The 24,259-nt window shown below is 40.4% G+C and carries 28 protein-coding genes and 1 pseudogene; 22 read left to right on the top strand and 7 right to left on the bottom strand.

Annotated elements, in window-relative coordinates:
- The first annotated feature begins 8 nt into the window (after positions 1-8).
- Complete coding sequence (gene plsY / locus HY064_14475; GenBank protein MBI3511863.1) at positions 9-689, top strand: glycerol-3-phosphate 1-O-acyltransferase PlsY; 681 nt, start codon at positions 9-11, stop codon at positions 687-689.
- 126 nt (positions 690-815) lie between these two features.
- Here the strand turns inward: plsY and HY064_14470 are convergent, their stop codons facing one another.
- Positions 816-1,532 carry an IS3 family transposase gene (locus tag HY064_14470; GenBank protein ID MBI3511862.1) on the bottom strand — a complete coding sequence of 239 codons (717 nt, stop codon included), beginning with the start codon at positions 1,530-1,532 and terminating at the stop codon, positions 816-818.
- Between the two features lie 373 nt (positions 1,533-1,905).
- Between HY064_14470 and HY064_14465 the strand changes: the two genes are divergently transcribed.
- The 6 genes from HY064_14465 (at position 1,906) to HY064_14440 (ending at position 6,550) form a co-directional block, all read left to right on the top strand.
- Complete coding sequence (locus tag HY064_14465) at positions 1,906-2,232, top strand: LytTR family transcriptional regulator (protein ID MBI3511861.1); 327 nt, start codon at positions 1,906-1,908, stop codon at positions 2,230-2,232.
- Positions 2,233-2,979: 747 nt separating this feature from the next.
- The gene (locus HY064_14460; protein ID MBI3511860.1) at positions 2,980-4,113 is read left to right on the top strand and encodes a hypothetical protein; all 1,134 of its coding nucleotides are present in this window, start codon (positions 2,980-2,982) and stop codon (positions 4,111-4,113) included.
- 14 nt (positions 4,114-4,127) lie between these two features.
- Entirely contained in the window at positions 4,128-4,775 is a 648-nt protein-coding gene (locus HY064_14455; GenBank protein ID MBI3511859.1) for a glycoside hydrolase family 25 protein, read from the top strand.
- Positions 4,776-4,792: 17 nt separating this feature from the next.
- The gene (locus HY064_14450) at positions 4,793-5,065 is read left to right on the top strand and encodes a hypothetical protein (protein ID MBI3511858.1); all 273 of its coding nucleotides are present in this window, start codon (positions 4,793-4,795) and stop codon (positions 5,063-5,065) included.
- Between the two features lie 49 nt (positions 5,066-5,114).
- Positions 5,115-5,738, top strand: coding sequence for a hypothetical protein (locus HY064_14445; GenBank protein ID MBI3511857.1), 624 nt, complete (start codon positions 5,115-5,117; stop codon positions 5,736-5,738).
- A gap of 119 nt (positions 5,739-5,857) precedes the next feature.
- Complete coding sequence (locus tag HY064_14440) at positions 5,858-6,550, top strand: hypothetical protein (GenBank protein ID MBI3511856.1); 693 nt, start codon at positions 5,858-5,860, stop codon at positions 6,548-6,550.
- 411 nt (positions 6,551-6,961) lie between these two features.
- Here HY064_14440 and HY064_14435 read toward each other — a convergent pair whose 3' ends face one another.
- The 3 genes from HY064_14435 to HY064_14425 all read right to left on the bottom strand — a co-directional run bounded on the left by HY064_14435 (position 6,962) and on the right by HY064_14425 (position 8,240).
- Positions 6,962-7,399: a hypothetical protein gene (locus HY064_14435; protein MBI3511855.1), complete on the bottom strand. Its 438-nt coding sequence runs from the start codon at positions 7,397-7,399 to the stop codon at positions 6,962-6,964.
- Between the two features lie 305 nt (positions 7,400-7,704).
- The gene (locus tag HY064_14430) at positions 7,705-8,082 is read right to left on the bottom strand and encodes a hypothetical protein (GenBank protein ID MBI3511854.1); all 378 of its coding nucleotides are present in this window, start codon (positions 8,080-8,082) and stop codon (positions 7,705-7,707) included.
- Positions 8,083-8,093: 11 nt separating this feature from the next.
- Positions 8,094-8,240, bottom strand: a complete 147-nt coding sequence (locus HY064_14425; protein MBI3511853.1) for a hypothetical protein — start codon at positions 8,238-8,240, stop codon at positions 8,094-8,096.
- Between the two features lie 242 nt (positions 8,241-8,482).
- On the opposite strand from HY064_14425, the gene HY064_14420 reads away from it, so the two are divergent.
- Positions 8,483-8,929 (top strand): hypothetical protein, encoded by a 447-nt coding sequence (locus HY064_14420; protein MBI3511852.1) that lies wholly within the window; start codon positions 8,483-8,485, stop codon positions 8,927-8,929.
- 54 nt (positions 8,930-8,983) lie between these two features.
- On the opposite strand, the gene HY064_14415 is transcribed toward HY064_14420, so the two are convergent.
- Positions 8,984-9,685, bottom strand: a complete 702-nt coding sequence (locus tag HY064_14415) for an IS1595 family transposase (protein ID MBI3511851.1) — start codon at positions 9,683-9,685, stop codon at positions 8,984-8,986.
- Between the two features lie 350 nt (positions 9,686-10,035).
- Here HY064_14415 and HY064_14410 point away from each other — a divergent pair, with 350 nt between their 5' ends.
- From HY064_14410 to HY064_14345, 14 genes and pseudogenes are all read left to right on the top strand, one after another.
- Positions 10,036-11,418 (top strand): ATP-binding protein, encoded by a 1,383-nt coding sequence (locus tag HY064_14410; protein MBI3511850.1) that lies wholly within the window; start codon positions 10,036-10,038, stop codon positions 11,416-11,418.
- 33 nt (positions 11,419-11,451) lie between these two features.
- Positions 11,452-15,555 carry a DUF4157 domain-containing protein gene (locus tag HY064_14405; protein MBI3511849.1) on the top strand — a complete coding sequence of 1,368 codons (4,104 nt, stop codon included), beginning with the start codon at positions 11,452-11,454 and terminating at the stop codon, positions 15,553-15,555.
- Positions 15,552-16,196: a hypothetical protein gene (locus tag HY064_14400; protein ID MBI3511848.1), complete on the top strand. Its 645-nt coding sequence runs from the start codon at positions 15,552-15,554 to the stop codon at positions 16,194-16,196. Before HY064_14405 ends, HY064_14400 begins: the two co-directional genes overlap by 4 nt.
- Positions 16,197-16,222: 26 nt before the next feature.
- The gene (locus HY064_14395; protein MBI3511847.1) at positions 16,223-16,471 is read left to right on the top strand and encodes a hypothetical protein; all 249 of its coding nucleotides are present in this window, start codon (positions 16,223-16,225) and stop codon (positions 16,469-16,471) included.
- A 21-nt stretch (positions 16,472-16,492) separates the two neighbouring features.
- Positions 16,493-17,008, top strand: coding sequence for an HNH endonuclease (locus tag HY064_14390; GenBank protein ID MBI3511846.1), 516 nt, complete (start codon positions 16,493-16,495; stop codon positions 17,006-17,008).
- Positions 17,009-17,026: 18 nt separating this feature from the next.
- Positions 17,027-17,461 carry an SMI1/KNR4 family protein gene (locus tag HY064_14385; protein ID MBI3511845.1) on the top strand — a complete coding sequence of 145 codons (435 nt, stop codon included), beginning with the start codon at positions 17,027-17,029 and terminating at the stop codon, positions 17,459-17,461.
- A gap of 306 nt (positions 17,462-17,767) precedes the next feature.
- A complete protein-coding gene (locus HY064_14380; protein ID MBI3511844.1) occupies positions 17,768-17,998 on the top strand; it encodes a hypothetical protein in 231 nt (76 codons plus the stop codon).
- Between the two features lie 184 nt (positions 17,999-18,182).
- Positions 18,183-18,683 carry a hypothetical protein gene (locus tag HY064_14375; GenBank protein MBI3511843.1) on the top strand — a complete coding sequence of 167 codons (501 nt, stop codon included), beginning with the start codon at positions 18,183-18,185 and terminating at the stop codon, positions 18,681-18,683.
- 280 nt (positions 18,684-18,963) lie between these two features.
- Positions 18,964-20,277 carry an AHH domain-containing protein gene (locus HY064_14370; GenBank protein ID MBI3511842.1) on the top strand — a complete coding sequence of 438 codons (1,314 nt, stop codon included), beginning with the start codon at positions 18,964-18,966 and terminating at the stop codon, positions 20,275-20,277.
- A complete protein-coding gene (locus tag HY064_14365) occupies positions 20,274-20,909 on the top strand; it encodes a hypothetical protein (GenBank protein ID MBI3511841.1) in 636 nt (211 codons plus the stop codon). Before HY064_14370 ends, HY064_14365 begins: the two co-directional genes overlap by 4 nt.
- Positions 20,910-20,916: 7 nt before the next feature.
- Positions 20,917-21,090 (top strand): hypothetical protein, encoded by a 174-nt coding sequence (locus HY064_14360; protein MBI3511840.1) that lies wholly within the window; start codon positions 20,917-20,919, stop codon positions 21,088-21,090.
- Positions 21,091-21,109: 19 nt separating this feature from the next.
- Positions 21,110-21,697 (top strand): hypothetical protein, encoded by a 588-nt coding sequence (locus HY064_14355; protein ID MBI3511839.1) that lies wholly within the window; start codon positions 21,110-21,112, stop codon positions 21,695-21,697.
- Positions 21,666-21,986, top strand: a complete 321-nt coding sequence (locus tag HY064_14350) for a transposase (GenBank protein MBI3511838.1) — start codon at positions 21,666-21,668, stop codon at positions 21,984-21,986. The genes HY064_14355 and HY064_14350 overlap by 32 nt, the downstream gene beginning before the upstream one ends.
- Positions 21,983-22,822: pseudogene (locus HY064_14345) on the top strand (IS3 family transposase). The gene HY064_14350 and the pseudogene HY064_14345 overlap by 4 nt, the downstream one beginning before the upstream one ends.
- 289 nt (positions 22,823-23,111) lie before the next feature.
- Here HY064_14345 and HY064_14340 read toward each other — a convergent pair.
- Both HY064_14340 and HY064_14335 read right to left on the bottom strand, forming a co-directional pair.
- Positions 23,112-23,447 carry a hypothetical protein gene (locus HY064_14340; protein ID MBI3511837.1) on the bottom strand — a complete coding sequence of 112 codons (336 nt, stop codon included), beginning with the start codon at positions 23,445-23,447 and terminating at the stop codon, positions 23,112-23,114.
- A 5-nt stretch (positions 23,448-23,452) separates the two neighbouring features.
- On the bottom strand, positions 23,453-23,953 hold the full coding sequence (locus HY064_14335) for a hypothetical protein (protein MBI3511836.1): 501 nt from the start codon (positions 23,951-23,953) through the stop codon (positions 23,453-23,455).
- Positions 23,954-24,259 lie beyond the last annotated feature (306 nt).

The following is a 24,259-nucleotide window of genomic DNA, read 5'->3' as shown; positions in this document are numbered from 1 at the left end:
AAACAAAAATGACAACCAGCGGAATACTCGGAATGCTTTTCGCTTACCTGCTCGGATCTGTTCCCTCTGCGGTGTGGATAGGCAAAGCTTTTTTCAATACGGATGTGCGCGAGCACGGGAGCGGGAATGCGGGTGCAACAAATACGTTCCGCGTGTTGGGCAAGCGCGCAGGAATTCCGGTTTTAATTATGGATTGTGCAAAAGGATATTTTGCGGTGATGCTCGCTTATTTTATTTCCACGGTTCCGCCCGGCACAGAAGATTTTGTGAATACACAATTGGTTCTTGGAACTGCAGCAGTACTCGGACATATTTTTCCGGTGCTTGCAGGATTCCGCGGCGGAAAAGGAATTGCCACTTTACTCGGCGTTACGCTGGCCATAAATCCTTTTGCCTGTGCAATAGTTGCTGCCTTGTTTATGCTTGTTTTCCTGGGCACACATTACGTTTCTCTTTCTTCCATTGCTGCCGGCATTGCTTATCCTGTGGTGATCATTGTTTTTTTCAAACATCATGTGGTTCCGGCGCACGTGGTTTTTTCCTGCATGGTGGCCATGCTCATTCTCATTACGCACCAGAAAAATATTGAACGTTTGCTGAGCAAAACCGAATCAAAAATGTTTTTGGTGAAAAGGAAAGAGGAAGATGCTTCGGCTACAGGCGAGAAGGAAGAGGAAGTATTATCGTGATGCGCGGATTGAGTTTTCATTTCACAATACAAATTTTCCCTTTTTGAGATGAACCATCTGCGAGTGTAGTGTACCCCATTTCTGTAAATTGTTTTCACATGATTTAAGTATGAGAAACTTAGACATTTATTTTTGTTGATGATGTTGAATTTCTTTTTTGCTTTTTTTTTCTTTGTTCATATCGGTTAACATGTTCATATAGTAAATTTCATCGGGCGTTTTGTAATTCAACGACTGATGGAATCTTCCGCTGTTGTAAAAATGAAAGTACTCGAACAGTCCCGCGTACAAATCTGAATTGGTTTCATAGGCGCTGATGAAAATGTTTTCGTACTTCACGCTTCTCCATAATCTTTCAATGAAAACATTGTCGATCGCACGTCCGCGTCCATCCATGCTGATTTTCGTTTGCGTTCCGTTCCAGATGGAAGTGAATTTTACGCTGGTGAATTGACAGCCCTGATCGGAATTGAAAATTTCAGGAGTTCCAAAAGTATTTATCGCCTCCTGCAAACAGTTCCTGCAAAAATCAACCGTCATGCTCGCCGATATTTTCCAGTTCAACACTTTCCTGCTGTACCAATCCATCACGGCTGTCAAATACATGTAACCGTTTTTCATTGGCACGTAAGTGATGTCGATGCTCCAAACCTGATTCACCCATTCTATTTTCAAATCGCGCAAGAGATATGGATATTTTTTGTGAAGCACATTTGCAAGCGTTGTTTTTTTCTTCGGATAAATTGCGATGATTCCAATCTTGTGCATCAACCGTCGAATGCGTTTGATGTTGATTGAAATTCCCTCGCGCATGAAGATGCTGCTGCACACGCCGCGCACCATAATACGGGCGCAGGGTACACAACTTGTCCGAAAATGGGGGAGCTTACAAAGTCTATAAGAATTTAATGTTACACACACTCAAATTGTACTATATTAGCCTATCGGACGCGCGTATCTGCAGGACCCTCAGAACGCACTTTTTTGTCCACGTGGAGTATTAACAAGTAAAAAGCTTCATTATTTCACAGCGTTTCCCCGTTGCGAAATATTGAATTGTTGGATCAGGTCATTCTTTAGTGAATGATTCTGTAGTGGTCGAGAACAATTTATCGGAATTGATCCTGCCTTGGGAGCTGGTATTTTTATTTATCCCCGGCAGAATTAAAATAGTATCGAATAAACTCTGTACTAACATGCAGGAAATGGTGGAAATATGAAAGGGTTCATAGAAATAGCTGATACAAAGAAAACGATCGTTCTTCCGGAAACGGAAATTCTTCGGCTTGCTACACAGGAAGGTTATACGGTGGTGTATACAAAAGACAGAAAGCAGTATGTGAGTACGCAGATACTTAAGGTGGTCGCGCGGAAACTCGATCCGAAAGTATTTTTCCGTATCCATAAATCACATATCATAAATCTTAAAGAGGTGCGTACCTATGAAAAGGGTGATGGTGGTTGTGTAACCATGAGTGACGGAAGTATTGTAACTGTCGCCAGGAGACAGAAAGTGGAGTTTTTGAAGAGGTTGCGATCATGAGAATGATTTCTGTTTATTTTCTGATCTCCCGGAATGGAGTTCAGATTGGACCGTTAATTCCTTTTTATATACCGTTAATTCATAAAGCACATCCGTTCACTGATTATCAGTTTTAGTTTCAGATTCTTTTAGGTTAGTTGCAGTTCAGTTACTAAATATTTATGCAATACGCATTCATTAACACTCCCGCTTTTCCACCAGAATAATTTTTTAACCCCTGCTTTCATGCGTTTTATTATTTCAAAATGTCCTTGCTCCCGGAGCAAGGGCCTCGGAGGTGTCGCCCCTAACGCGAACACTTTTCCTGTTTCACAATTAGCAAGTGATCCTTGGGATTACTCCGAAGTAGATTAAATGAACTTCAAACTCTATTAGATGTAGGAAAAGAATTACATAACGTCTTAATTAATTGAAATTATGAATAGGCTGATCACAATTTCAGAAAGTATGAGCCTTGGAGAAATCCGGCTTGTACAAAATTTCTATAGAATAAAGGGCAACTCTGATTCCCTCAAGAGGGGAAAATTATTTGACATCCTGATTCAGCGTTGTTCCAAAGATGAGAACGATGTAGCAAAAGAACTCGGATATCCCAATCCCGGAAGCTCTTTTCAGAATCTGAAGCAACGGCTTAAAGCTGATATACTTTCTGTATTACTGATGCAGGAATGTACTTCGAAGTTCAGTACTCCGTATGCAGCGGCGACTTTTGAATGCAGAAGAAGTCTGATACAAGGTGAAATTCTGATGAGCCGCGGTGTCTACGAGGAGTCAATGGATATTTTGAACAAAGCTTCTAAGATCGCATTCAAGTATCAGCTTTACGCAGAACAATTACAGATAGAAGATCTGATAAGAAATCACAATGCATTGAAAGGAAACATTTCTTCTTTTACAGTACTCAACAATTCCATTGAACGCAATTACCGTTCATTGGGAGATGTTCTGATCGCAAAAGAAAAACATTACGAATTGACGAACCCGCGCTTAATGGGTGTAAAATCGCTGCCGGATTATCTTGAACAAGGAAGGAAAGTGATGAATGAACTCTCCGCTCTGAGTTCTTCTACAAAATCCTCCCGAATCAATATGTTCAGAAATCTGGCGGCGATCAATTATTTTTCAGCGTCACGTGATTTTGAAAAGGCGGAATCGTATGCCCGTTTACTTGTTGATGCGTTCGAAAAAGATCATGTGGTTCTTTCAATCTCAAACCTTGCAGGTGCAAATATGGAGCTGGCTAATATTTATCTCAATACGCGGGATTATGGATTGGCAACGGAATTTGCGCAGAAAGCCGTCGATCTTTTCAAGCCGGGAATGATAAATCAATTACATGCATACATCATTCTTTTTTTCGCAACATTCCGTGACGAAAAGTTTGACCGGGCAACGGAAATACTGAGTATCGTGCAGAATCATCGTTTGATCAAATCAAAAAATCATCCGCAAATATCTTCACGTATTCAATTGCTTAAAGCTGCACTGTTGTTCAAGCAGGGGGACATTGAAAAAAGTTCCTACGTTCTCAATCGGGAAAACGAGAGTTCACGCGAAAAAGATGATTGGATCCCCGGATTTTATATGCTCGATCTGCTCATTATGATGGAAAAGAAAGCTTCTGATCTTGCAAACTACAAGTTGGAAGCGTTCCGCAAAATGCTTCACCGGCATGGAATAGATAAACAAGAAATAAGAATAAATGTGATCACCAAAATCATGAAGAATCTTGTAAGAGAGAATTGCAGCTTCGAAAAAATTCTGCCGATACACAAGGCGGAGATCCGGTTACTTTCAGAAGCGAAAGAGAATTATTATTGGAATCCTGCCGGATATGAGGTCATCCGCTTTGACGAATGGTTCATGAAAAAAGTCTCCTGATAAAATAAATCAATATGAACTCCATAAGCCTTACTGAAGAACTATTGGGAATTGATGTGTCTCACAATAATGGTAACATCAATTGGAATAAAGTAAAATCTTCGCACCCGCGGATAAGGTTCGCTTATATTAAAGCAACGCAGGGAGTGGGTTACACTGATCCGCAAGCGAAAAATTTTGGTGCCGGTGCGCTTCAATCAGGATTGCGAATCGGTTATTATCATTTTGCTTCGCTGAATTCTCTTGATATTGTTAAGGATGCACAGGCGGAAGCCGACTATTTCGATGCTGTATTGAAGACCTTATCACCTGCTACTTTACCTCCAGTTCTTGACATTGAAACAAATGAGAAGAGATTAAATACACAACAGGTGGAGGAGTGGATAACTAATTTTTTTCAGCGTATGCAGGCGCACGGACACTTACGCGTGTTCATCTATAGCTACAAACCTTTCTTTGATTCGAACTTACCGGCGAATCACCAATTCGGAAATATGCCGCTCTGGTTAGCGCAGTACCGTAATGTTCCCGCACCTTCACTTCCGCATGGCTGGAATAAATTTACCATCTGGCAATACACGGATAAAGGGAAAGTAGATGGTATCAGCGGCAATTGTGATATGAATAAAGCGCATGCTGAGATTTTTCTTCCGCAGCAATGAAATAATAGTTTTACTTCATGAATGAAAAGAACGATTTCCCATTATTGACCCTGGATGGAATTCTCAGGGAGAGCGTCATTAATAAGGGAACTCCAAAAGAACAACTGGGATACATACTTGAACTTCCTGGAGAGGAGCTCAGGATAGGGGCAGGAGATTCAGATCTGTTGGTGAAAGATGTTTTCGCTGAGTTTGTAAATAAAAATGCCCGGATCTCCGGCCACAGATTTCTTTCTGTGTTTTTTGTGAAAACAATAATCGAAAATCAAGAACTGCCGGGAAATGTGTAATTGCAGTAAACCGAGGATATCCATAAATATAAACGCCAGTGGAACTGGGATGAAGCATTTTTTTCCAAAAACAAATCTTCAGAAGCAAAGATCAACCACTTCCTTTTCCGGAAATTCATTTCGTGCCAATGAAAGCAATCCTGAACTTACAGGTAACACAATTGCCGACAAGTGCCAGGCATTTGCATACATGCTGGGACTTGATGAACCAGTTCCGGAAAGAGTGCTTGAATCTGCGGTGGAAAATTCCGGCTACATGCGAAGACTTCTCTTGAGTAAGGATAACATTCCTGTTCTGTATGATCTTTTGAATAATCCTCCGGGAAACGGAACAACAAAGAATTCATTTTCGAATGCCCAGCTTATTTCCAAGGCGGGAAAAGCATTAATGCGATGGGCTGTTTCCGGTTTCCCAACCGTTTCAAAAGAAAAACTGAAGACGAGAGAAGACGCGTGCCTTTCATGTCCCAACCTCGTTGATCCGGTTTCAAACCTCCAGCGTTTTTCTGCGCCTGCATCTGCAGGAACAACGATCGGTACGCGCACAGGAAACATGAGTTGCTCTTCCTGCGGATGCGTAGTGCAAAACAAGATCCTTCTTGCAACGGAATCGTGCCCTGAACATATTGCCGGAAATATTGCAGTGAGCAGGTGGGGGGAGGGGATGAAGTGACTGGATTCATTTTGTTCAACTTCAAACTAATGTAGGTCGTAAATTTTTGAAAATTACCAATATCTAAATAGAGTGCTCATCAGCTATTTTTTTAATAGAGTCTCAAATCCTTATGCAAAATGGAATCCAACGAAGATACTTCGCAGACCGCAAGTAATGAAAAAGCTGAAATGTCTAAAGCCATCAAGAAGAAAAAATCGAAGGGAAAAACAACTCGTTTAAGGCGCATGTTGAATCGCCTTGAAAACAATTGGCCTTTTGCTATTGGTTCAGTAATTGTAGCCATAGGCATTGTTGCCACAGGAGTTTGCAAATACGGTTGTCAAGGAGCAAATGAAATAAAGACCGGATTTAACAATATCAAATCCTATTTTAACCCTACTAATACCACCTATTCAAAAATCCTGAAGGACCCAGAAGGAAAAATTTTGATGGAGATAGTCAGGAATTATTATAGCGACGTTGCGTATGGAAAATTTAAAGCAACGAATTACTTTGCTTCGCATGTAAATAGGTATATTTTGGTAAATGACCTTAGTGTGTTACAAGTTGATTCGGTTTACAAGAAAAACAGTAAAGATTTTATTTCCCCTAACTGTGATATTTTAGATTCTGCTTTCTTATTTAAGAAAGATGAATCGAATACAAAGACACTTGATTTTTGGGTAAAGATGACCTGCTTCAGGCAGTCAAGGGGAAAATACGAAAGCTGTTTTGTACGTGTTGAATTTGTATTTGACCCTACAGACAAAATCATTGTCTTAAATGAACTGAAGTATAAGGATTTGAAATTTTCCGCTGAGAAAGGATAATCTATGAAACTGCGCAGATTGTGTTTTCAATTCTATTTCTTTTATTTTTAGTTTCGACTTTTGCAGGAGATAGGTAGCGGAAGCGAAAATATTTCAAATAAATAAATCTATCATGAAAAACGTAACCTTATTTTTCTTGCTCAGCATTTTCGCAACTATAGACCTCAGCACTCGTAAATGCACTGGCTCAGCAAACTGTTCTGCTTGTAAGAACTGTAAATACTGCGCAGTTAAAGCGACATGATGAATGTGCTGTGTTGTCCAGATGGTGCGGTTATCCTTTGCGTACTCGAGGCGAATGAAAATTATGGAATAACTAAAATGAAAATCGCTGGACTTGGGGAAATTCTGCTCGTACCTTCAGGCCAAAACACGCAGCTAAAGCAACGTGTTATTGAATGGTTAACGATTTTAAGTAAGGAGCCAGATTCCTTCCAAATAAACCACTCCCTTCTCTGCGCTTTGTAAACCCTCTTGCCATGCCTTCTTGATCATGGCTAATTGTTCAGGAGTGAAATTCGCTGTCACCTTTAAGAGATTCGCTTTTACATAGGAGCCCTTGATCAGAATTAAGAACTGATCGAAACTTGCAAGCCCTTCACGAATGGAGTAATAAGCCATTTTCCCTATTTCAGTGGCTATTCCTCCAAGATTAGCGACTTTAAGATGTGTAAGTAAATTCTTTGCGGCATCATTAAATCCTGTGCGCATTTTTGACGCCAGTGCAATTCTGTCGGCAAGCTTCGCGTCGATCTGTTCGAGTTGTTTCGCAGTTTGAAGCGCCTTGTCAAATTCGACAACATCTCCCGTTGCAGCAAGAGCTTTTGCCGGACCTTCGAGCACTTTCAATCCTTTTGCAACAATAGCTAAATCAAAAAGAGCACCTGCAATGGAAAGGAGAAAAACATCAGATCGCGCATAGCGGCATTTCGTCTTTCATGGCTGAAATAGTTTCGTACTAAGAAATGAATTGCGGAAGCATGACGAAGCCATTGATGGCAGCACAGACAATTAATTTGAGTAAACGAAAAACGGGAGAAATCTCTCGCGTTTAAATTATTTGCTAAACCAATGATGTCGTTCGTGTCTTCATAAATTTAATGGCTTGATGCAATCAAGCCATACTCCTCCCTGCAATACATTGCTTCTCCGTTCTACAAATCAAAATTGATCTTGTCTGCAAACTTACTGAAACGTTTGATCCATCCATTTTCAATTATAGGTTCAGCCTTCAGCATTTCACTGATATCAGCTAGGTTTTCTTTTTGCCCTCCATTTTCATAGTACAGTTTGAATTCTTCGTTTTCCTCTAGCACCCGGAGAAAGTCAAAAAGTGTACCCGATATTTTATGGTAAGTGTAATGTTCTATTTCTTTTTTTTGAATATCTGTCATGTTTTGAAACAGGTTTTTGTACTCTTTTGTTTCCGCCAAATCTTCAACCTTATTGACAATAAATTTGTATTGCCTGTCAAAGACTTCTTTGATCACTTTTTGTCCAAACTCATCGAGTATTTCCTGGTTAGTTTTCATGACTGTGTATTTTATTTATTTAACCCGTTCCATGGAATATTTGTAATTTTTTCTACACCCTGTATTTTGAGATCCTCAAGCCCTTTAACTACCCACCCCGTTGCTATATCTTTAGGAATGCCAACGTTTGTCATGGCTTTTATTTCGATCTCCGCCATATCGCCAATAGTAAGAGTTTTGCCAGTCAGGGGTAAGTTGACGGGTAAATGTTAAGAGCATCTATCTATGAATGAAGGTGAAGTTGTATTTTTACATATATCCGAAACAGCAATTGCGTTCAGAATGAATTCCTGCAGTTTTGTTTTATGTTTCCTGAATGTATCGGTCTTTTATGTTAATAAGAAAGTCATTTTTTTTCTTTTTTCTTTTTCTTTGTGGACTTTCGCTTTCAGCTTCCGGATTGAAAAAAAGAATTCCTGTCTTGAATGCAATGCCTCAAAAACCTATCGTCATCCGACTATATTCTGATACAACAATTACTTATTATTTCAGCAGGGATGAGTGGAAAAGCGTGGTAAATACTTTTCATGCAGATTCAGCGGCAAAGGAAAACTATATGAATTTCATAGACTCAGTTCAGTTGCAATGGGGTGTTATTATAACAGATCTGCTGCCCAATTATCCTCCTGATAATTCTCACCTGAGCCCGGTCTCTGCAACATTTCAGATTTTTGAAAAACTTTTTTCAAAGGGGCATTTCTACGCCATTTATTCGAATGGAACAAATGTCAGGATGATGAAGTCGAATTCAAAAAGAACAAGGACGGGGAAGATCCGTTATTTTCGGGATGCAAGCACGGGTGTGATACTTTACTATATATCATCACGGGACAAAGTGCCTTTTTGAATATTATTAATTATGGTGATGACTAATATCTTGGGACAAAGGAAGTGAAAAAAATTACGCCTCAGGATTTTTGCCGGTTAATTCATCCCATTTCAAACGTCCTTCGCATTTCGCCAATACGTTATTGAACCGCTCTACGTCGGTAATCTTGCGTGTATTGTAACGATAAGAATACTCAAAGCAATAGCGATGCAAATGAGTCGGCGTAACATGGTGATAGATTCCATTGATACCACGCTTTAATTGACTCCAAAAGCCCTCAATCGTGTTCGTGTGAACGACCCCATTCACATACTGACCGTTGCCATGTTTAACCACCGCATGATTGTATAAGCCTTTCAACTTTCTATAAGGCTTATGTTCGTCCGTGTAAATTGTTGCGCCTTCTTCGACACGATCTACCATAATTGGAATGAGAGTTTTTGAATCCACATTAGAAACAGGAGTTGCGTAAACATCTCCTCCACGTTTCAATATTCCGAAAATCGGTGTCTTACTTATCAAACTTCTTCCAGTGTCATTCTTACCACGCTTGCTTGCGTGTTTGTTTTTCGCAAGTCCACCGTAATAAGATTCATCAATCTCGACTTCACCGGTGAGAAGTTCCGGTGCTTTATCTTTCAGCATTTCACGAACACGGTGTAAAATGAACCAAGCTGTTTTCTGTGAACATCCAATGTCTTTTGCCAATTGATGTGAACTAATTCCTTTCTTGTGCGCTGTGATAACGAAGATCGCTTCAAACCAAAGATTCAATTTGATCTTCGTGTTCTCGAAAATAGTTCCGGTTGTTACAGTGAATTTTTTGTATCCGTGTTGCCATAGTAGGTGAAAAATTGGTAGCGTATCAGTTTGAAGTGGTGTCAGCGTTTTCTAACCTGGCACAGACCGGTGTTGCGACTCAAACTGATACACTACTGAAAAATTTCATCCGAAATTATTTTCTATTGCTGTAAAAAATGCTCTTCCCCGCTCTTTACTAAGAATTGATAATCAACGTTTAGTATTCAGGGGTTTATCGGAATAACTCTCTTCCGGCCGTTTTTTTTGTCCGATAAGTTGTCTGCGATATTCTTCATTTTTATAATGCACTTATTCTATGCAATATGAAAATAGCAGATTCGCCTGAAGTGTTTTTTTCGGAAGAGCCGATGTTTGATTCCGATGGCCTTCTCAATACAAAAGGATTGGAAAGAAACAATGCACAACTTGAAAAAGAATATGCATGGATTGAAAACCTTTTTGAAAAATCAAACCAGGGCGAATTTGGCTGGGATGCCGACGCTCTTCCTGATTGCCCCTTCACAAGATTAGTAGGGTCGCTCGGTTTAAGCAGAACAGAACGGATATTGCTTTTGCTTTCACTGGAACCGCATTACAGTCCGGCAAATATTATCAAACGGGTCTCAAAACTTTCCGAAGGGGAAAAACAAGCTTCCACTCTCGGATATTATCTCGACCCATTTTCCGGTAATTATTATCCGACACTTCAAACCTTATTTCTCCTTTGTGCGGACACCGATCCTGCAGCATGGCGTGTTTCTGAACAGGAAGTTATTCATCGCGGAAGATTGATGAAAGAACAGATTATTCTGTTGCGCGAAGTCGATGAACGCGTTCGCATTGGAAATCGTCTGAATTCCCTCATCGATCTTGCAACAGAATATGTGGACTATCTCCTTCACGGAAGAAGACCCCGACCTGATTTCGGAAGATCTTTTCCGGCAAGATGGGTAACGACAAATCTTGGTTGGGAACAACTTGTACTGAACAAAATTACGCGAACAGAAATTGACGATGTGATGGATTGGGTTGCACATGGAAAAGAAGTAATAAAACGAACGGGGGGAAAGATCAACAAAAGTTTCCCGGTTTTATTTTACGGCCCGCCTGGAACCGGAAAATCATTCACTGCAAAACTGATTGGCAAACAATACGGGAAAGATGTGTTCAGGATTGATCTCTCCATGATCGTTTCAAAATATATTGGAGAAACAGAAAAAAATCTTGCATATCTCTTTGATCGTGCCGAGAGCAAAGACTGGATACTTTTCTTCGATGAAGCAGATGCTCTCTTCGGCAAGCGAACCGGCATCAGCGATTCAAAAGACAAATGGGCCAACCTGGAAATGTCATACCTGTTGCAGCGAATGGAAGAACACGAAGGGCTTTGTATTCTTGCAACCAACCTCAAACATAATCTTGATCCGGCTCTCACGCGGCGATTCCAGGCGCTCATTCATTTTCCTTTTCCCAAACCGGAAGAGCGAATTCAAATATGGGAAAAGAGTATTCCGCCGGGATTTGAATACACAACGGATATCAGTTTTTCCAAGCTTGCTCATTTTGAATTGAGCGGTGCGGGAATTGCCAACGTAATAAAAGCAAGTTGTGTGAAAGCCACCAAGCGCGGCGATCATGTGTTGAATGCAACTGATATCAGCCGTTTCATAAGGATCGAATATGCCAAAGACAGCAGGACTCCCTGATAAATGATTTTCTGTATGAATAATTTTTGATCAATGGGGATCGGGAAAGAACTTCTTCACAAGCGTGAAGACCGTTCATCGCTGCAGGACGACTGGTACCTGCAGCGGCGCAGAGAAATTGTGCGCAGGCAGAACGCACCCGTTCAGGCGAAGCTGGAAATTTCTCATCCCGACGATCCACATGAAAAGCAAGCCGAAGCAACCGGAAAAGCAGTAGCGGGCGGAAGTGAAATAAAGGTGCAGCGTCTGGCAGAAAACCCCGGCAGCGTTTACAAAAAGGCGGAAGGCAATGTAACGACCGTGCCCGAAAATTTCCAGCACTCACTCGAAAGCAGTAAAGGCGGTGGAAATAAAATGGAGGAGCATACGAAGAGCGCGATGGAAGAAAAAATGGGCGCCGACTTCAGCGGTGTGAACATTCACACGGGAGCGAATGCGCACGACATGAGCGAAAACATAAATGCAAAAGCGTTCACGCACGGACAGGATGTTTATTTCAAGAATGGAAATTATAATCCCGATTCGCACCAGGGAAAAGAATTGCTTGCACATGAGTTGACGCATACGGTGCAGCAGAAGGATGGAGTGAACAGGGAAGTGATGAGGCAACCGGATGCTCCAAAGAAAAAGGAGGTTAGAGACAAAACATACGTTGCTCCTCCGTTAATACAGAGACCTGTTTATCCTGCTATCCTAAAGAATGTCAGGCTTGATAAAACAAAATCAGCAAGCGAGGCTCTCAAAAAACGGAAGGAAAATTTAGCAGATCAGAAGAAAGCTGCTAAAAAAACCGGGAAAGGCAAAACGAAAAAGAAAATAAAAGGTAAAGCCATTAAAGCTGGCAAGCAGATCAAGAAGTCAATTAGTAAAACTGGAACGAAGCAGAATGTATTTGTGCCGGTCAAAAAGAAACCGCAGCAATTCAAACCTCAATCCCCGGTTGGGAAGAAACACAAGCCTACTCCTTATATAGAGAGTGAACTGAATAAATTCAAGACAGAGGCAGGTGCGGTGAAAAACAGGATTTCTGCTTCGGGAAATGCTGGAATTCAAATCATAAGATCAGCGGCCAAAGCGGAAAAACTTGCAATAGACATAAAGGCTAAAGCCACATTGAATTCCGTCAATCTTCTTTTCGATGGAACAATAAGTAAAATAAGATTGGCAGTCAGGAAAGCATATACCGACACTGTACGCGGAAGAATACTCGCTATCGCCAAGGTAAAAGCTGATGCAAATGCCAAGTTAAAAGAACTGGATAAAAAGACGAAGGATAAACAAGTTGAAGTTGTCGCTCTTGGTAACAAATATGTACAGGCAGCAGAAAAGAACAGGGCTGACTTGCTCAAGATGGCAAGAGACAAAACCTTTGCCCAGATCGCAAAAGTAAATGCAGAGTCAAAAAAGATAATTGATGGTTATGCAACCGACCCGAGAAGTGTAAGGATCAATACCAACATTTCTGATATGGCTAATGAGACCAACAAGTCTCTTCTTGAAAACGAAATTACACTTGAAAAAACCATCAATGATAATTCGGACGACCTCGTAAAAAAATACAAAGATGAATATACAGATGCGTATGGAGATCTTCCTGATGGAAAGGATGCTGCCGCTGACCAGATCAGAAAACTGCGGGATGATACTGTAGACCAGATCACCGTGTCTGATACAAGCTCACTTGACCAGCTCAAAAAGAATTCTGAAGATCTTATCAATCAATTACTCGATAACAAACTCAAAGCCACAAACCATGTGAGGAAACTTGTTGGTGATGGCAAACGTGCTATTGATGCTCAGGCAAGAGATGCGGAAAATAAGCTGAATGGAAATATTGCTGACCTCAATGCAAGTATTGACAAAGTGGAGGCTGATGCGGATGCTAAAACACCGGGACTCACTAATAAACTCGCAAAGAAATATTTCAATAAGGGTTATGCCCTTTTCAAAAAGACAGAAGCGGACTTTAATAAAAACCTTCCTTTATTCATTACACAGGCGAAAGATATTTTCAGCAAAGGTTCTGCTACCACGAACGGATACCTCGATTCTACTTACAATGACATGATCTCGCCGGCTCAGAAATCAGGAGAAGGAATGGTAAAGAGCGCAAGTGATACTTCTGCTAAATTGATAAAAGTGTTCAATGATTCGGAAGCGAAAGGGTTGAAGGGAATGAATGACGTGATCGATGAATATGTGAAGAAACTGGATGAGAGCATAAAGAAATCTGGCGATCAATGGGCGACTGAACTTACGGACAGTTACAAAGAGATCAAAGACAAGGTTGATGAAACCATCAAGAAAGGAGATGATGCAGTCGCCTCTTCCATTTCTGACATGAAGGATGAAGCGCTGCAATTATCTACCGAATATGAGGCAACTTATCTTTTGAGAAGTTTCGGAGCAATGTTCTGGGGATTCCTGAAAAAATTAGGCAACATATTGCTCTGGCTGCTCAAATGGATCGGCATAATTCTTCTTGTCATCGTTGCGATCATTATTATCATCGCGCTCCTGCCTGAAGCACTCGGTACACTCGTCGCAACTATTCTTGAATTACTTATTACATTCATCATCGACGCGATCGGCATTATGATCGCCGACCTGATGGCATTCCTTGCCACTGCGTTCATGTCTGCGCTCATGACTGTGTTCATGGATCTGTTCGTTGCTTATGTGCTGGTGAAGATTGTGGATATTCTCACGAGCGATAAACTCAGCATGCGTCAGAAACAGGAGCAAGGAGGTGATAAACTTTTTGATCTTTCTCTCATCGTCGTTACCGAATGGTCCAAGATCACGGAATTCCTCGGACTCACGGAAGAAGCCACGGCATTCGATCGCGTACTCGCAAAAGCGGGAGGAGATGAAGAACTTGCGCGGATGTTGCTGGAAGCGGGAAAAGAAGCAGAAGTGTTAGCACTGCTTGAAAAAGTTAGTGCAGTAGAACTCGAAACACTTCTGCTTAAACTGGGTAAGGCATCCGAAGTGGAGCGCTTCCTGCCAATGGTAGGTGGCGATGCAAAATTGCTCACCTCACTGCTTTCGAAAGTAGATGATGCAGCTCAGTTGGAAAGAATGCTTTCGAAAGTGAAAGATGCGAAAGATCTTGAACGTTTACTTGGCGAAGCTGGTAATGCCACCGAACTTGAGAATGTGCTGAACAAGTTGCCGGAAGGAACGAGTGTGGAAGGGAAGACGTATGATACGTTGAAAACGGAGGCGGAAGGTGCGGGGGAAAATTCTGTAAATAATGATACAAATCCAAAAGGAAATAAGAATAAGCCTGAAGAAGACCTTGAGGCAGCAAAGAAAAAGGCACAGGAATTAGCTGGTAAACAATGGAATGATTTTGAGTACGCAGATCTAGGAACAAACAAACCACTCTGTTTCCCTCCTGGCACCATCGTCAAAACGCCATTGGGAGATACAGCAATTGAAAACTTAAAAGTTGGAGACGAAGTTTACGCTTATGATATTGGAAAAGAAGAATTGGTAATCAGAAAAATTACATGCCAATTTTCAAATTGGACAGATCGTTTAATAAAGATAAAAATTGATGGGGAAACAATTGAATCAACTTTTAACCATAATTTCTGGGTTGAAAGTGAATCAAAATGGTTGCCGGCCTTATTATTAAAGGAAGGAATGAAGTTAAAGCTTCTGAATGGCAAAGATGTCCAAATTGAAGCGGTAGAAAGTTATTTCAATGTAATCGAAACATACAATTTTGAAGTAAACATTACGAGTAACTATTTTGTAGGCAATAGAGGTGTCCTTACTCACAACAAGACTTCTGCATTCGCTGACTTAACAAAAAGAAACTCTTATATTTATGAAATAATCAATCCTGCCAATGATGGGATTGTATATGTGGGTAAGACTGACCGAACAATTGCCGAACGTTTTGCGGAGCATTTAAAAGACTCCAAAAAACTTGCTTGGAAAACTGGAAGATATTATTGGCGAATGGCGGAGTCAGGATCATGGACAACATACGAAACGGCTGTTTGGGAACAGCACTATATTATGAAAGATGGTGGATTAAATAAACTTGAAAATGCACAGAGTGGAATCACCGAGGCAAAGTTTAATCTTTATAAGAAATTACATAATCCTTGTTTAATGCCATGATGAAGAAAAAGATAAATGCTGGAGATATTTTTTCTATCGCAATCAGTAATGGAAAGTTTATTGCTGGAAGAATATTACTTAATGTTCACAAACAATGCATTAACTCAGATCTGTTAGATGACGACTCGGTCTTTGTTTTTTATGGGTCTTCGATTCTGATCGAGATATTTAAGGGGTTATATGATCAGCCAGTTACTCAAAAACAGGAAGTTCTTATAAAAGGATTTTTTGTAGATACTTTGGGAATTGAAGATGATCTTTGGAAAATAACAGGATATCAATACCCGACTCCCGACGAACTTGATTTTCCAGAAAATCTTATAAGAACACCTAATAAGATTTATTTCTCTAAAGGAGAAATAAAAATTCCAACGTCACTTGACAGGACTGATTTTGAAAAAATAAACACTTATCCTTCGATTATTTCATCATACGCAGTTGCGGATATTGGCTTGCATTATCTCGGATTAGACAAACTTATCGATCCAAAATTTATCAAGTCTGCCGATTTGACAAAAATGGATTTGAGATTTAATGAGTCACAACGGGAAAGTATTTTTGAAATATTAGATGAAGATAAAAATTTATCCTACCACGCCATGGCAACGAAGCATGGCTACGATATTTCGCGTTTTTATTAATAGTCGTTACTGAATGGTCGAAGATCATGGAATTCTTAGGCCTGGCCGAAGAAGCTACCGCGTTCGACCGCATCCTCGCGAAAGTCGGAGGTGACGAAGCACTCGCACGCAGCTTGCTTGAAGCAGGAACAGAGACGGAAGTATTGGCGCTGCTTGAAAAAGTAAGTGTTGTAGAACTTGAAACACTTCTTCTCAAACTGGGTAAAGCATCCGAAGTGGAACGCTTCCTCCCTATGGTTGGTGGCGACGCGGAGTTACTTACGTCCCTTCTGTAGAAAGTAGATGACGCGGCACAACTGGAGCGGCTGCTTGGAAAAGTGACCGATGCGAAAGATCTTGAAAGATTACTTGGCGAAGCTGGTAATGCCACTGAACTTGAGAATGTACTGAACAAGTTGCCGGAAGGAACGAGTGTGGAAGGGAAATCATTTTCCCAATTGCAAGAGAAAGAAATTATTTTTCACACTAAGGCAGCTGATAAAGGTTTTCCGGGAGTAAAAGTTACAAAGAATGGTGGCCCAGATTTTTCAGGTACTGATTACTTATATCCAGTAGTAGAAGGTCAGCAGAATATTGTAAAAATCAGACTTACCGGAGGCAGGTATGGAGATTTTAAAGCAGCGAATGAAGCAGCTGGATTTCCAGGAGCCAAAGCACCTGATGGTTACACCTGGCACCACCTTGATGATTTTAATCCTGCTACGGGTGAATCTACTATGCAATTAATTACCCGTGAAGCGCATGAAGCAACATATCCTCACAAAGGATCAGTTTTTCAATATGAGCAAGCTAATGGAGTAAAGTATAAATAATATAAATTTGCAAGTATTATGAACCACAACAATTTTACAGGAGTCAAAGAACCTGTCAGTGATGTTGATCTGCAGGAAACAGAAGTGAAGTTGAATTTTATATTCCCACCTGAATTCAGAGAACATTATCTGAATTTCAACGGAGGATCTCCAGACAAATATCTGTACAAGCATTATGATTCGATATTTGTTGTTCAACAATTCTTATCAGTAAAGTATGGCAGGGATACGTTTGATTCTGCATTTTCAAACCTCAGAGAATTAATCCCCCATCATCTCATACCATTTGCATTTGATCCGGGAGGAAATTATTATTGTTTCAGTACCGACAAGGCAGATTTTGCTTCTATTTATTTTTGGGATCATGAAAATTATGACGACCCTCACTCTGGTACTATTCAAATCAGCAATTCACTTACCGATTTTTTGTCAAAGCTTGCTCCAGAAGATTAAAGAGCTAACTCAGGTTTTCAAACCGGAGTTTTGGTATGAAGTTATGAAGCGAGTAAGCTGAAGTCAATTTATTTCCACTTCTATATTATGGGCATCTCTAACAACCCGATTTTTCGATTTATTTTTTGTTGACATTTTTTCACTGAACATTTTTTGAAGCGTTGGATTCAGAAATTAAAAAAGTATTTCCTTTTTAGAATTTGGCCAATTGCATTTTCTGCTCATCGAGCATTCATTTCCTAGGCGATCTTAACTTTAAGTTGTGTGAGGCGGAAAAGATTGTAGGTAATGTTCATTATTCCGATCGTGGCGCGCACGTTTACAGAACAACAATTGCAAATCTTAAATTACGAACCTAACTTTATCGGCTTAAGTAAATCTGCAAATGCTTCTAAAGGTTCGCAGACATTTTTGGAATGGATGCAACATAAGAGTTCAGGCATATATGTTGAAGAAACATTCAGAGCAGAGATGATTATTCGTGAACAACAACTCGAAATCGAAATACAAAGAATGATTGATAATTTCCTTAAATAAATAAATTATGTTCGACCACACGCGTCTTAAACGTTTATTACCGAATTTCAGAATTGTTGAAAATGTCTCCGCTTTGGGAGCTCCAGTTCCTGAAAATTGGAAAAGTATATTGAACATATCGGATCAGGATGAACGTAAAAAGAAGGTCATAGAGACTTGGACAAATTGCTTTCCAAACCAGGAAATGAGTAATACTGTTCTGGCAATGACGGAATTTTTAAAGCAGGTAGAACTTATTGCAAGTGACTATGGAACTTCACTTCTTTACTCCTTTGATGTGAAAGGAAAAATTCATTTCAGGGAAGGCCGGAATCCACTTGAGAAAAAGATAAGACCAGATGTTGCTACAATATGGCAAGCACTACCTGAACCGTTACAGAAATTCTATAGTGGTTTACATGATGGATGGTTCCAGGCTGGCTCGGAAGCAATGGGGCCGCTACCATCTGCCTCTATTACTCCCCTCAGCACGGAAGAATGGGGAATTCTTCAGAACATCAGAATAGATTTTGATCTGAAAGATGTTATTACACTTTTCTCCAATGGTGGTGGAGGTTATTTGTGTCTTAATACTGCAACTTCTCCCGCGAAGAGTTTGATATGGTGGAGCAGCCAGGCGCCTGATATAGATGTTGCTTTTTTCGACGTACTTGATGAGTGGACAACAATGGGATTGGTTGATTAAATAAACTTGAAAATGCACAGTATGGAATTGTAAGCTCCCCTGAAAATCGGACAAGTTAAAAGTTGCGCTCAAAACAGCAGCTTACAATGATTGCTCAACTAAAGCTGTTACGCTGATCGACAATCTGAAAATACAAGTTGAATCCAACTGTAAGACCGTATCAACCGAATTTACCACTACAGCCACGCAAGCGCAGGCAGGTATTCTGAAAACATTGCTGGAGACAAGAACAAAAGCAACCGATGCAATGAAGGATGCGGTTGATCAATGTCTAGCGGGAATGGATAAGACCGCCGCTGACAGTGTTGCGCAATGGTCACAGGAATTGATCGACGGAAAAACGGAGATCACAGGAAAAGTGGATGACGTGCTGGAAGAAAATCGCGGAATGGTAACAGATGCTAAAGATGCAATTGATAGTGAAGCCGAGCAATTAGCAAGTGAATGGGAAGCTACGTATTGGGCCCGCCAGATCCTCTCTGTTATTGGTGACATCATTCTTTTAGTGGTAGAGATCGTACTCACTATCATCGCCATTGTGATTGCTATTGTTCTTCTTGTTCTCGCCATCATCGCATTGGTGCTTCTTATTGTAGTGCTTATAGATCTGATCGTTGCAGCTATTGCTTACCTGGTTGGGCTTTTAATTGATCTTGTTGCGGAAGCTCTTGTTGCCATTTTAGGAGACTCTGTTGCCGAACTGGGAGTAGGATGGGCGATGAGGTTATTTCTACAGAATGCTTTCCGATCGGCATGGATGGCTGTTGCTGGAGTGATCTCGGAGCATTTTGCAGCTTTAATGGTCGTACTGGCAAATGCTGCGCCGTTCTTCGATGCTGTAATTATTGCTGATATTATTTACGGTGCAGGAGAGTGGGTCTATAGTTTTGCCCCATGGCTTACCGATGAACAGAAAAAGCAACTCAGGGTAGACGGAAGTATCAAGGTAGTTACGGGTGTACTTTTCAAATGGTTTGAAATACTCCGTTTCCTGAAAGGTGAGAAACCCCCTATTTCACTTACACCGGAAATGCAACAGTTAGAGGATCAGATGGCGAAGGATGCGGCGAAGAAAAAAGCAGGTCAAAAAACGACAGATGTAGCAGAAAAGGAAGCTGTAGAGATTGTAAAAAGAAACAAGGCTTTCAGGGTAAATGTTTTTTTGGAAATGGAAAAAGTTGGAATTAAGATACCAGAGAAATTTCAAAGCTTGTTTCAATGCCATCACGTCATTGAGTTTAATTTTGCGAATGATGCGACTTTTGGCCCATTCCTCAGAAAAATTGGTTTTGATATTGAAAGTGCGGCTCAAAATGGAATTCCATTATTGAGTAAGCCCTACGCAAATGTCCTTAAGGAAAATCCGGGAATTTTGACGGAGTTTCCTGAAATTAAAATTTGGGAAAAACTACCCCAGCATTTGGGGCCACATCCTGAGTCTTACAATAATTTAATACAAACTAAACTTCAGGTAATTTATGACGCCTTTTTGATTGATAAAAATTCGGATAAGGCTTTGACGAAAGTGAATAACTTGGTTGACGAAATAATTGGTAAATTTGATTCAGGTGAACTTAAATTGAGAAAAAAATGAGCGTGAATTATTTCATTCTTGAACGTGATACAAAACCAGGGAATGCATTTGTTACAAAAGCGGAATATTCACCAGATCTGGCAGAGTTAATGTTAAAGGGAGAATCAATAGTTGATCCACCTTTAATTAACCTGTTCTGCGATAAAAAACCTATTGCCTTTCCTGATCTTTTAAGTGGTGTAATGCCACTGCCAATTGTTTCTTCTGAATTGAAAACCTTGATAGAATCTTCGGGAGACATGAACGCTATTTTTTTCAAAGTGAATTTGTATTTTGATAGACAAAGCTTGAATTCCAACTATTGGCTTATGCACATCCTCAAGAATGTAGATGCGTTTAACTGGGAAAAGTCAGATTATATTGCAGAAACATGGAATTCTGGGTCTAAAAAAATTGTAAAATGGACACCGGATAAGATCAAAGAGATTCCGTCAGAAGAAGTGCCTACAATTGATGAAGTGAAAAAAATCATTCTACTGGAGACGGCCATAAGGGATCGCTCTGTATTCAGAGTGAATGGAATTCGAACATACATTTTTTGTAATGACTCAATTAGGGATCTTATTATCAGCCATGGAATGACTGGCATTTATCTGGCTGATCCGTTGAATTATGATTCCTGGAGAATGTAGGTTATAGATGAATAAAATTTCTGAAGATTCTTTTGAAAAGACCTTTGCTCTTATAAATTTTGAGAGTGAAATTAAAAAAATGCTTGTTTCGGAGGAAATCCTTAATGACCCTGATTACAAAGCTCCGGTTAAGAAATACTTGGCGTTAACTGCTCACCTCACTGCTTTCGAAAGTAGATGATGCAGCTCAATTGGAAAGAATGCTTTCGAAAGTGAAAGATGCGAAAGATCTTGAACGTTTGCTTGGAGAAGCCGGTAATGCTACCGAACTGGAGAATGTATTGAATAAGTTGCCTAAAGGGACGAGTGCGGAAGGAAAGACGTATGATGCGTTGAAAACTGAGGCGGAAGGTGCAGGAGGAGGCGCAAGATTTGGTGAACGCAAGATTTCAAATCAATTGTACAGCAAACTCCGTAAAGGAACACCAACAGACGAAATAAGAGATATGGTTAATGAAGGGCATGTAAAAGGTTCTCCAGATCCTGTCTTACCAGGTAAATTTATTGATGGAGTATTAGAGGCTGACCACATTGTTTCAATGGAGAGAATTACCCGAATGGAAGGATTTGAATTATTAACAGAAGAGCAACAATTGCAAATCTTAAATTACGAACCTAACTTTATCGGCTTAAGTAAATCTGCAAATGCTTCTAAAGGTTCGCAGACATTTTTGGAATGGATGCAACATTGTCTTAGCCCCCTAATGAACTGGACAAAATTGCAAAAACAGTTTTGTCACACTAAATTAGGAAACCATGTCAAAAACCAGACGCAAATTTTCACCTGAAGAACGCTTGTCGATTATTCAGGAATGCGATCGTGAAGGACAATCCATCACGTGCCGCAAGTACAATCTCTCTCCCTCTCTTGTTCAACGCTGGAAGCAGAAGTATCTCTCCAAAGGAATGGAAGGGTTGAAACGGAATTATCACCGTGTAGATCCGGAAGTAAGAAAACTTGAAGAAGAGAATGAGCGATTGAAAAAGATCGTTGCCAAGCAGGCGCTTGAGATCGAATTCAAAACAGAACTGCTCAAGCATGCGCCGATCGACTACTTAAAAAAAAAGAGGTCATGAGCGTGTATGCGTACAGCGTATCGGTATCGCGCATGTGCACATGGTGCTCGATTCCGCGCAGCGTGTATTACTACAAGCCGGGAGAAAACTCTGCGGGGCGCAAACCAAGTACGCATACGTGTACACGCGATGGTGAATTGGTGAGTAACGAAACCGTTGTGCAGGAAATCAAGCGTACACTTGGTATTGAGTTCATGGACTCTTACGGGTATGAATACATGAGCGTCGAATTGCAGCAGCAGTACATCATCAATCACAAAAAAGTTTACCGGCTCATGGATGAAAATAATCTGCTGCTCAATAAGACGATCCGCACGAGTGGCAAGCGGCAGTTCGTGAAGTTCCGCACGATCAACGCAACATACTCATTGGAGTATTTAAGCATGGACATCAAGTACGTTTGGGTGGAAGGAGAAAAAAGGAATTACTATCTGCTCACGGTGATCGACGTGTACAGCAAGAAAGCTCTTGGTCATATATTTAAACGCTCTATCCGCAAGCACGATGTGATCCAACTGCTCCGGCGCATTGATCAGCGCAACGGGATCAAAGGAGTTATTATCCGTAACGACAACGGTCCGCAGTTCATCGCAAATCTTGTCAAGAACTTTTTGCGCACTGTTGAAGTGATCCAGGAGTTCTCACATCCGGCAACGCCCGAAGACAACTCATACATCGAAGCATGGCATAGCATCCTGCAGAAAACGGTGATCGACAAATACGAGTTCGAAAGTTTTTACGAAGCAAAATCAACCATCGAACGCTTCGTTCACTTTTACAACAATCGCCGCTGGCATCGCAGCATTGACTTCATCACGCCCCAAGAAAAATGGCAGCTCGGCTTGGCATTAAGATCAGCCGTTAAGCCACAACCCGCGCGCGAGATCTTGTCAAGGCCGATGGAATCCTTTGAAAAACAAAATCAAGATCCATCGCTCTGCAATGGCCTTGACAAGATCAACGAGGGAGACCTTTGCTTAACGGCTGATCTTATTGCGCATGAAATTAATTTACCTTTAAACCTAAACCTTTTGAATAAAAGTGTCCAGTAATATGGGGGCTAAGACACTACCTCGGAGACGGATACTGTATTGATAATTAATTCGCCCTGTTGCAATAGCGTTTTCAAAAGATTTTCTTGAGATCAAGTACAATAATATTTGATGAATCAATTGGTTTTAGTTTGTGAAAATATTTCTCATCTACCAACTTCTGAATCGTAAATACAATTTCGGGCTTAGTAACCTCATTAACAAGTATGAGGTTAGCTTCCATTGAATAGTATCCGGACGAATTGCTCTCTTCTTCAAAGTCTTGCTGTAACCTCACAATGTTGTAGACAGAAACATTATAGTACTTATTATCAACCTTTATATAAACATCATTTCTAAAACCCTTATTAAGCGATTCGTATTCTGACCTTTCGTCATCATCTTTAAGAAAAATTTCAAAAACAGGCATAGGAATTACTTTTTGAACTCTGTTTTAATTTTGTCAAGAAGAGACTGAAATGTTGCTTCAGGCATTTCATATGCCGGAACAATTTCGAAATGTTCCGGGTTCTTTCCCCTTTGAATAATTTTCAGTCCATCGGGAATTGATTTTATTTCATAAGCTCCGCCAAATTTAGAAATAGAATTGGGATTTATGTCAACCGATAAACCATGAGTTGTTTTGACCAAATTAGTTGAGGGATCGACTTTTATATCACTGGGTCTGATTTTAAAGCTATTTCCACCACGATAGACCGGGACTTTGGCGCCTTTGTATTCCACCAGATGATTGAGATTTTGAAGAACTTTACTCTTTGGAGGTATAACTTTTGTTCCTTTGTTTCCCCCTGAAGTCACCGGATCTTTGGGTTTAGGTGCAAATGGATCGTCGAGCGTTGGCGGCATGGCCGGAGAAATCTTCGGCATGAATGGATTCCATCTGTTCTTCATTCCCGGCGGAAGGTGTTTTTCCATGGAAGGAATGAATCCGGAAACGATGGAAATGATCACATCTATCAGCGGGGGTAATCAAGTTTTAACTATTACATCTAAGTTCTATTTTTTTCATTCACTACATCATCCTCTGCGTCGTCCACGATCTCACTATAAGTATTTAGCTTATCAATTAATTTGAATAAATAAGAAACTGTTTAAAAATGATTTGTTGAAAATTATATAAGGGGCATCGAAAGCAAAAGTTTTTGTGCATTTTATTTGAGGTCGACTAAAACTTCTTAAAAATGTACTCGACTGATACAACCGATGCCCAGTGGAAAGTTA

The organism is Bacteroidota bacterium (assembly GCA_016194975.1).
GTDB lineage: Bacteria > Bacteroidota > Bacteroidia > Palsa-965 > Palsa-965.
This window is presented reverse-complemented; position numbering and strand designations above follow the sequence as displayed.

Coding starts and splice junctions, on each gene's coding strand:
- plsY (MBI3511863.1), top strand. CDS start 9: ATGACAACCAGCGGAATACTCGGAATGCTTTTCGCTTACCTGCTCGGA.
- HY064_14470 (MBI3511862.1), bottom strand. CDS start 1,532: ATGGTGCGCGGCGTGTGCAGCAGCATCTTCATGCGCGAGGGAATTTCA.
- HY064_14465 (MBI3511861.1), top strand. CDS start 1,906: ATGAAAGGGTTCATAGAAATAGCTGATACAAAGAAAACGATCGTTCTT.
- HY064_14460 (MBI3511860.1), top strand. CDS start 2,980: ATGAGCCGCGGTGTCTACGAGGAGTCAATGGATATTTTGAACAAAGCT.
- HY064_14455 (MBI3511859.1), top strand. CDS start 4,128: ATGAACTCCATAAGCCTTACTGAAGAACTATTGGGAATTGATGTGTCT.
- HY064_14450 (MBI3511858.1), top strand. CDS start 4,793: ATGAATGAAAAGAACGATTTCCCATTATTGACCCTGGATGGAATTCTC.
- HY064_14445 (MBI3511857.1), top strand. CDS start 5,115: ATGAAGCATTTTTTTCCAAAAACAAATCTTCAGAAGCAAAGATCAACC.
- HY064_14440 (MBI3511856.1), top strand. CDS start 5,858: ATGGAATCCAACGAAGATACTTCGCAGACCGCAAGTAATGAAAAAGCT.
- HY064_14430 (MBI3511854.1), bottom strand. CDS start 8,082: ATGAAAACTAACCAGGAAATACTCGATGAGTTTGGACAAAAAGTGATC.
- HY064_14425 (MBI3511853.1), bottom strand. CDS start 8,240: ATGGCGGAGATCGAAATAAAAGCCATGACAAACGTTGGCATTCCTAAA.
- HY064_14410 (MBI3511850.1), top strand. CDS start 10,036: ATGAAAATAGCAGATTCGCCTGAAGTGTTTTTTTCGGAAGAGCCGATG.
- HY064_14405 (MBI3511849.1), top strand. CDS start 11,452: ATGGGGATCGGGAAAGAACTTCTTCACAAGCGTGAAGACCGTTCATCG.
- HY064_14400 (MBI3511848.1), top strand. CDS start 15,552: ATGATGAAGAAAAAGATAAATGCTGGAGATATTTTTTCTATCGCAATC.
- HY064_14395 (MBI3511847.1), top strand. CDS start 16,223: ATGGAATTCTTAGGCCTGGCCGAAGAAGCTACCGCGTTCGACCGCATC.
- HY064_14385 (MBI3511845.1), top strand. CDS start 17,027: ATGAACCACAACAATTTTACAGGAGTCAAAGAACCTGTCAGTGATGTT.
- HY064_14375 (MBI3511843.1), top strand. CDS start 18,183: ATGAGTAATACTGTTCTGGCAATGACGGAATTTTTAAAGCAGGTAGAA.
- HY064_14370 (MBI3511842.1), top strand. CDS start 18,964: ATGGATAAGACCGCCGCTGACAGTGTTGCGCAATGGTCACAGGAATTG.
- HY064_14365 (MBI3511841.1), top strand. CDS start 20,274: ATGAGCGTGAATTATTTCATTCTTGAACGTGATACAAAACCAGGGAAT.
- HY064_14360 (MBI3511840.1), top strand. CDS start 20,917: ATGAATAAAATTTCTGAAGATTCTTTTGAAAAGACCTTTGCTCTTATA.
- HY064_14355 (MBI3511839.1), top strand. CDS start 21,110: ATGCTTTCGAAAGTGAAAGATGCGAAAGATCTTGAACGTTTGCTTGGA.
- HY064_14350 (MBI3511838.1), top strand. CDS start 21,666: ATGTCAAAAACCAGACGCAAATTTTCACCTGAAGAACGCTTGTCGATT.
- HY064_14340 (MBI3511837.1), bottom strand. CDS start 23,447: ATGCCTGTTTTTGAAATTTTTCTTAAAGATGATGACGAAAGGTCAGAA.
- HY064_14335 (MBI3511836.1), bottom strand. CDS start 23,953: ATGGAAAAACACCTTCCGCCGGGAATGAAGAACAGATGGAATCCATTC.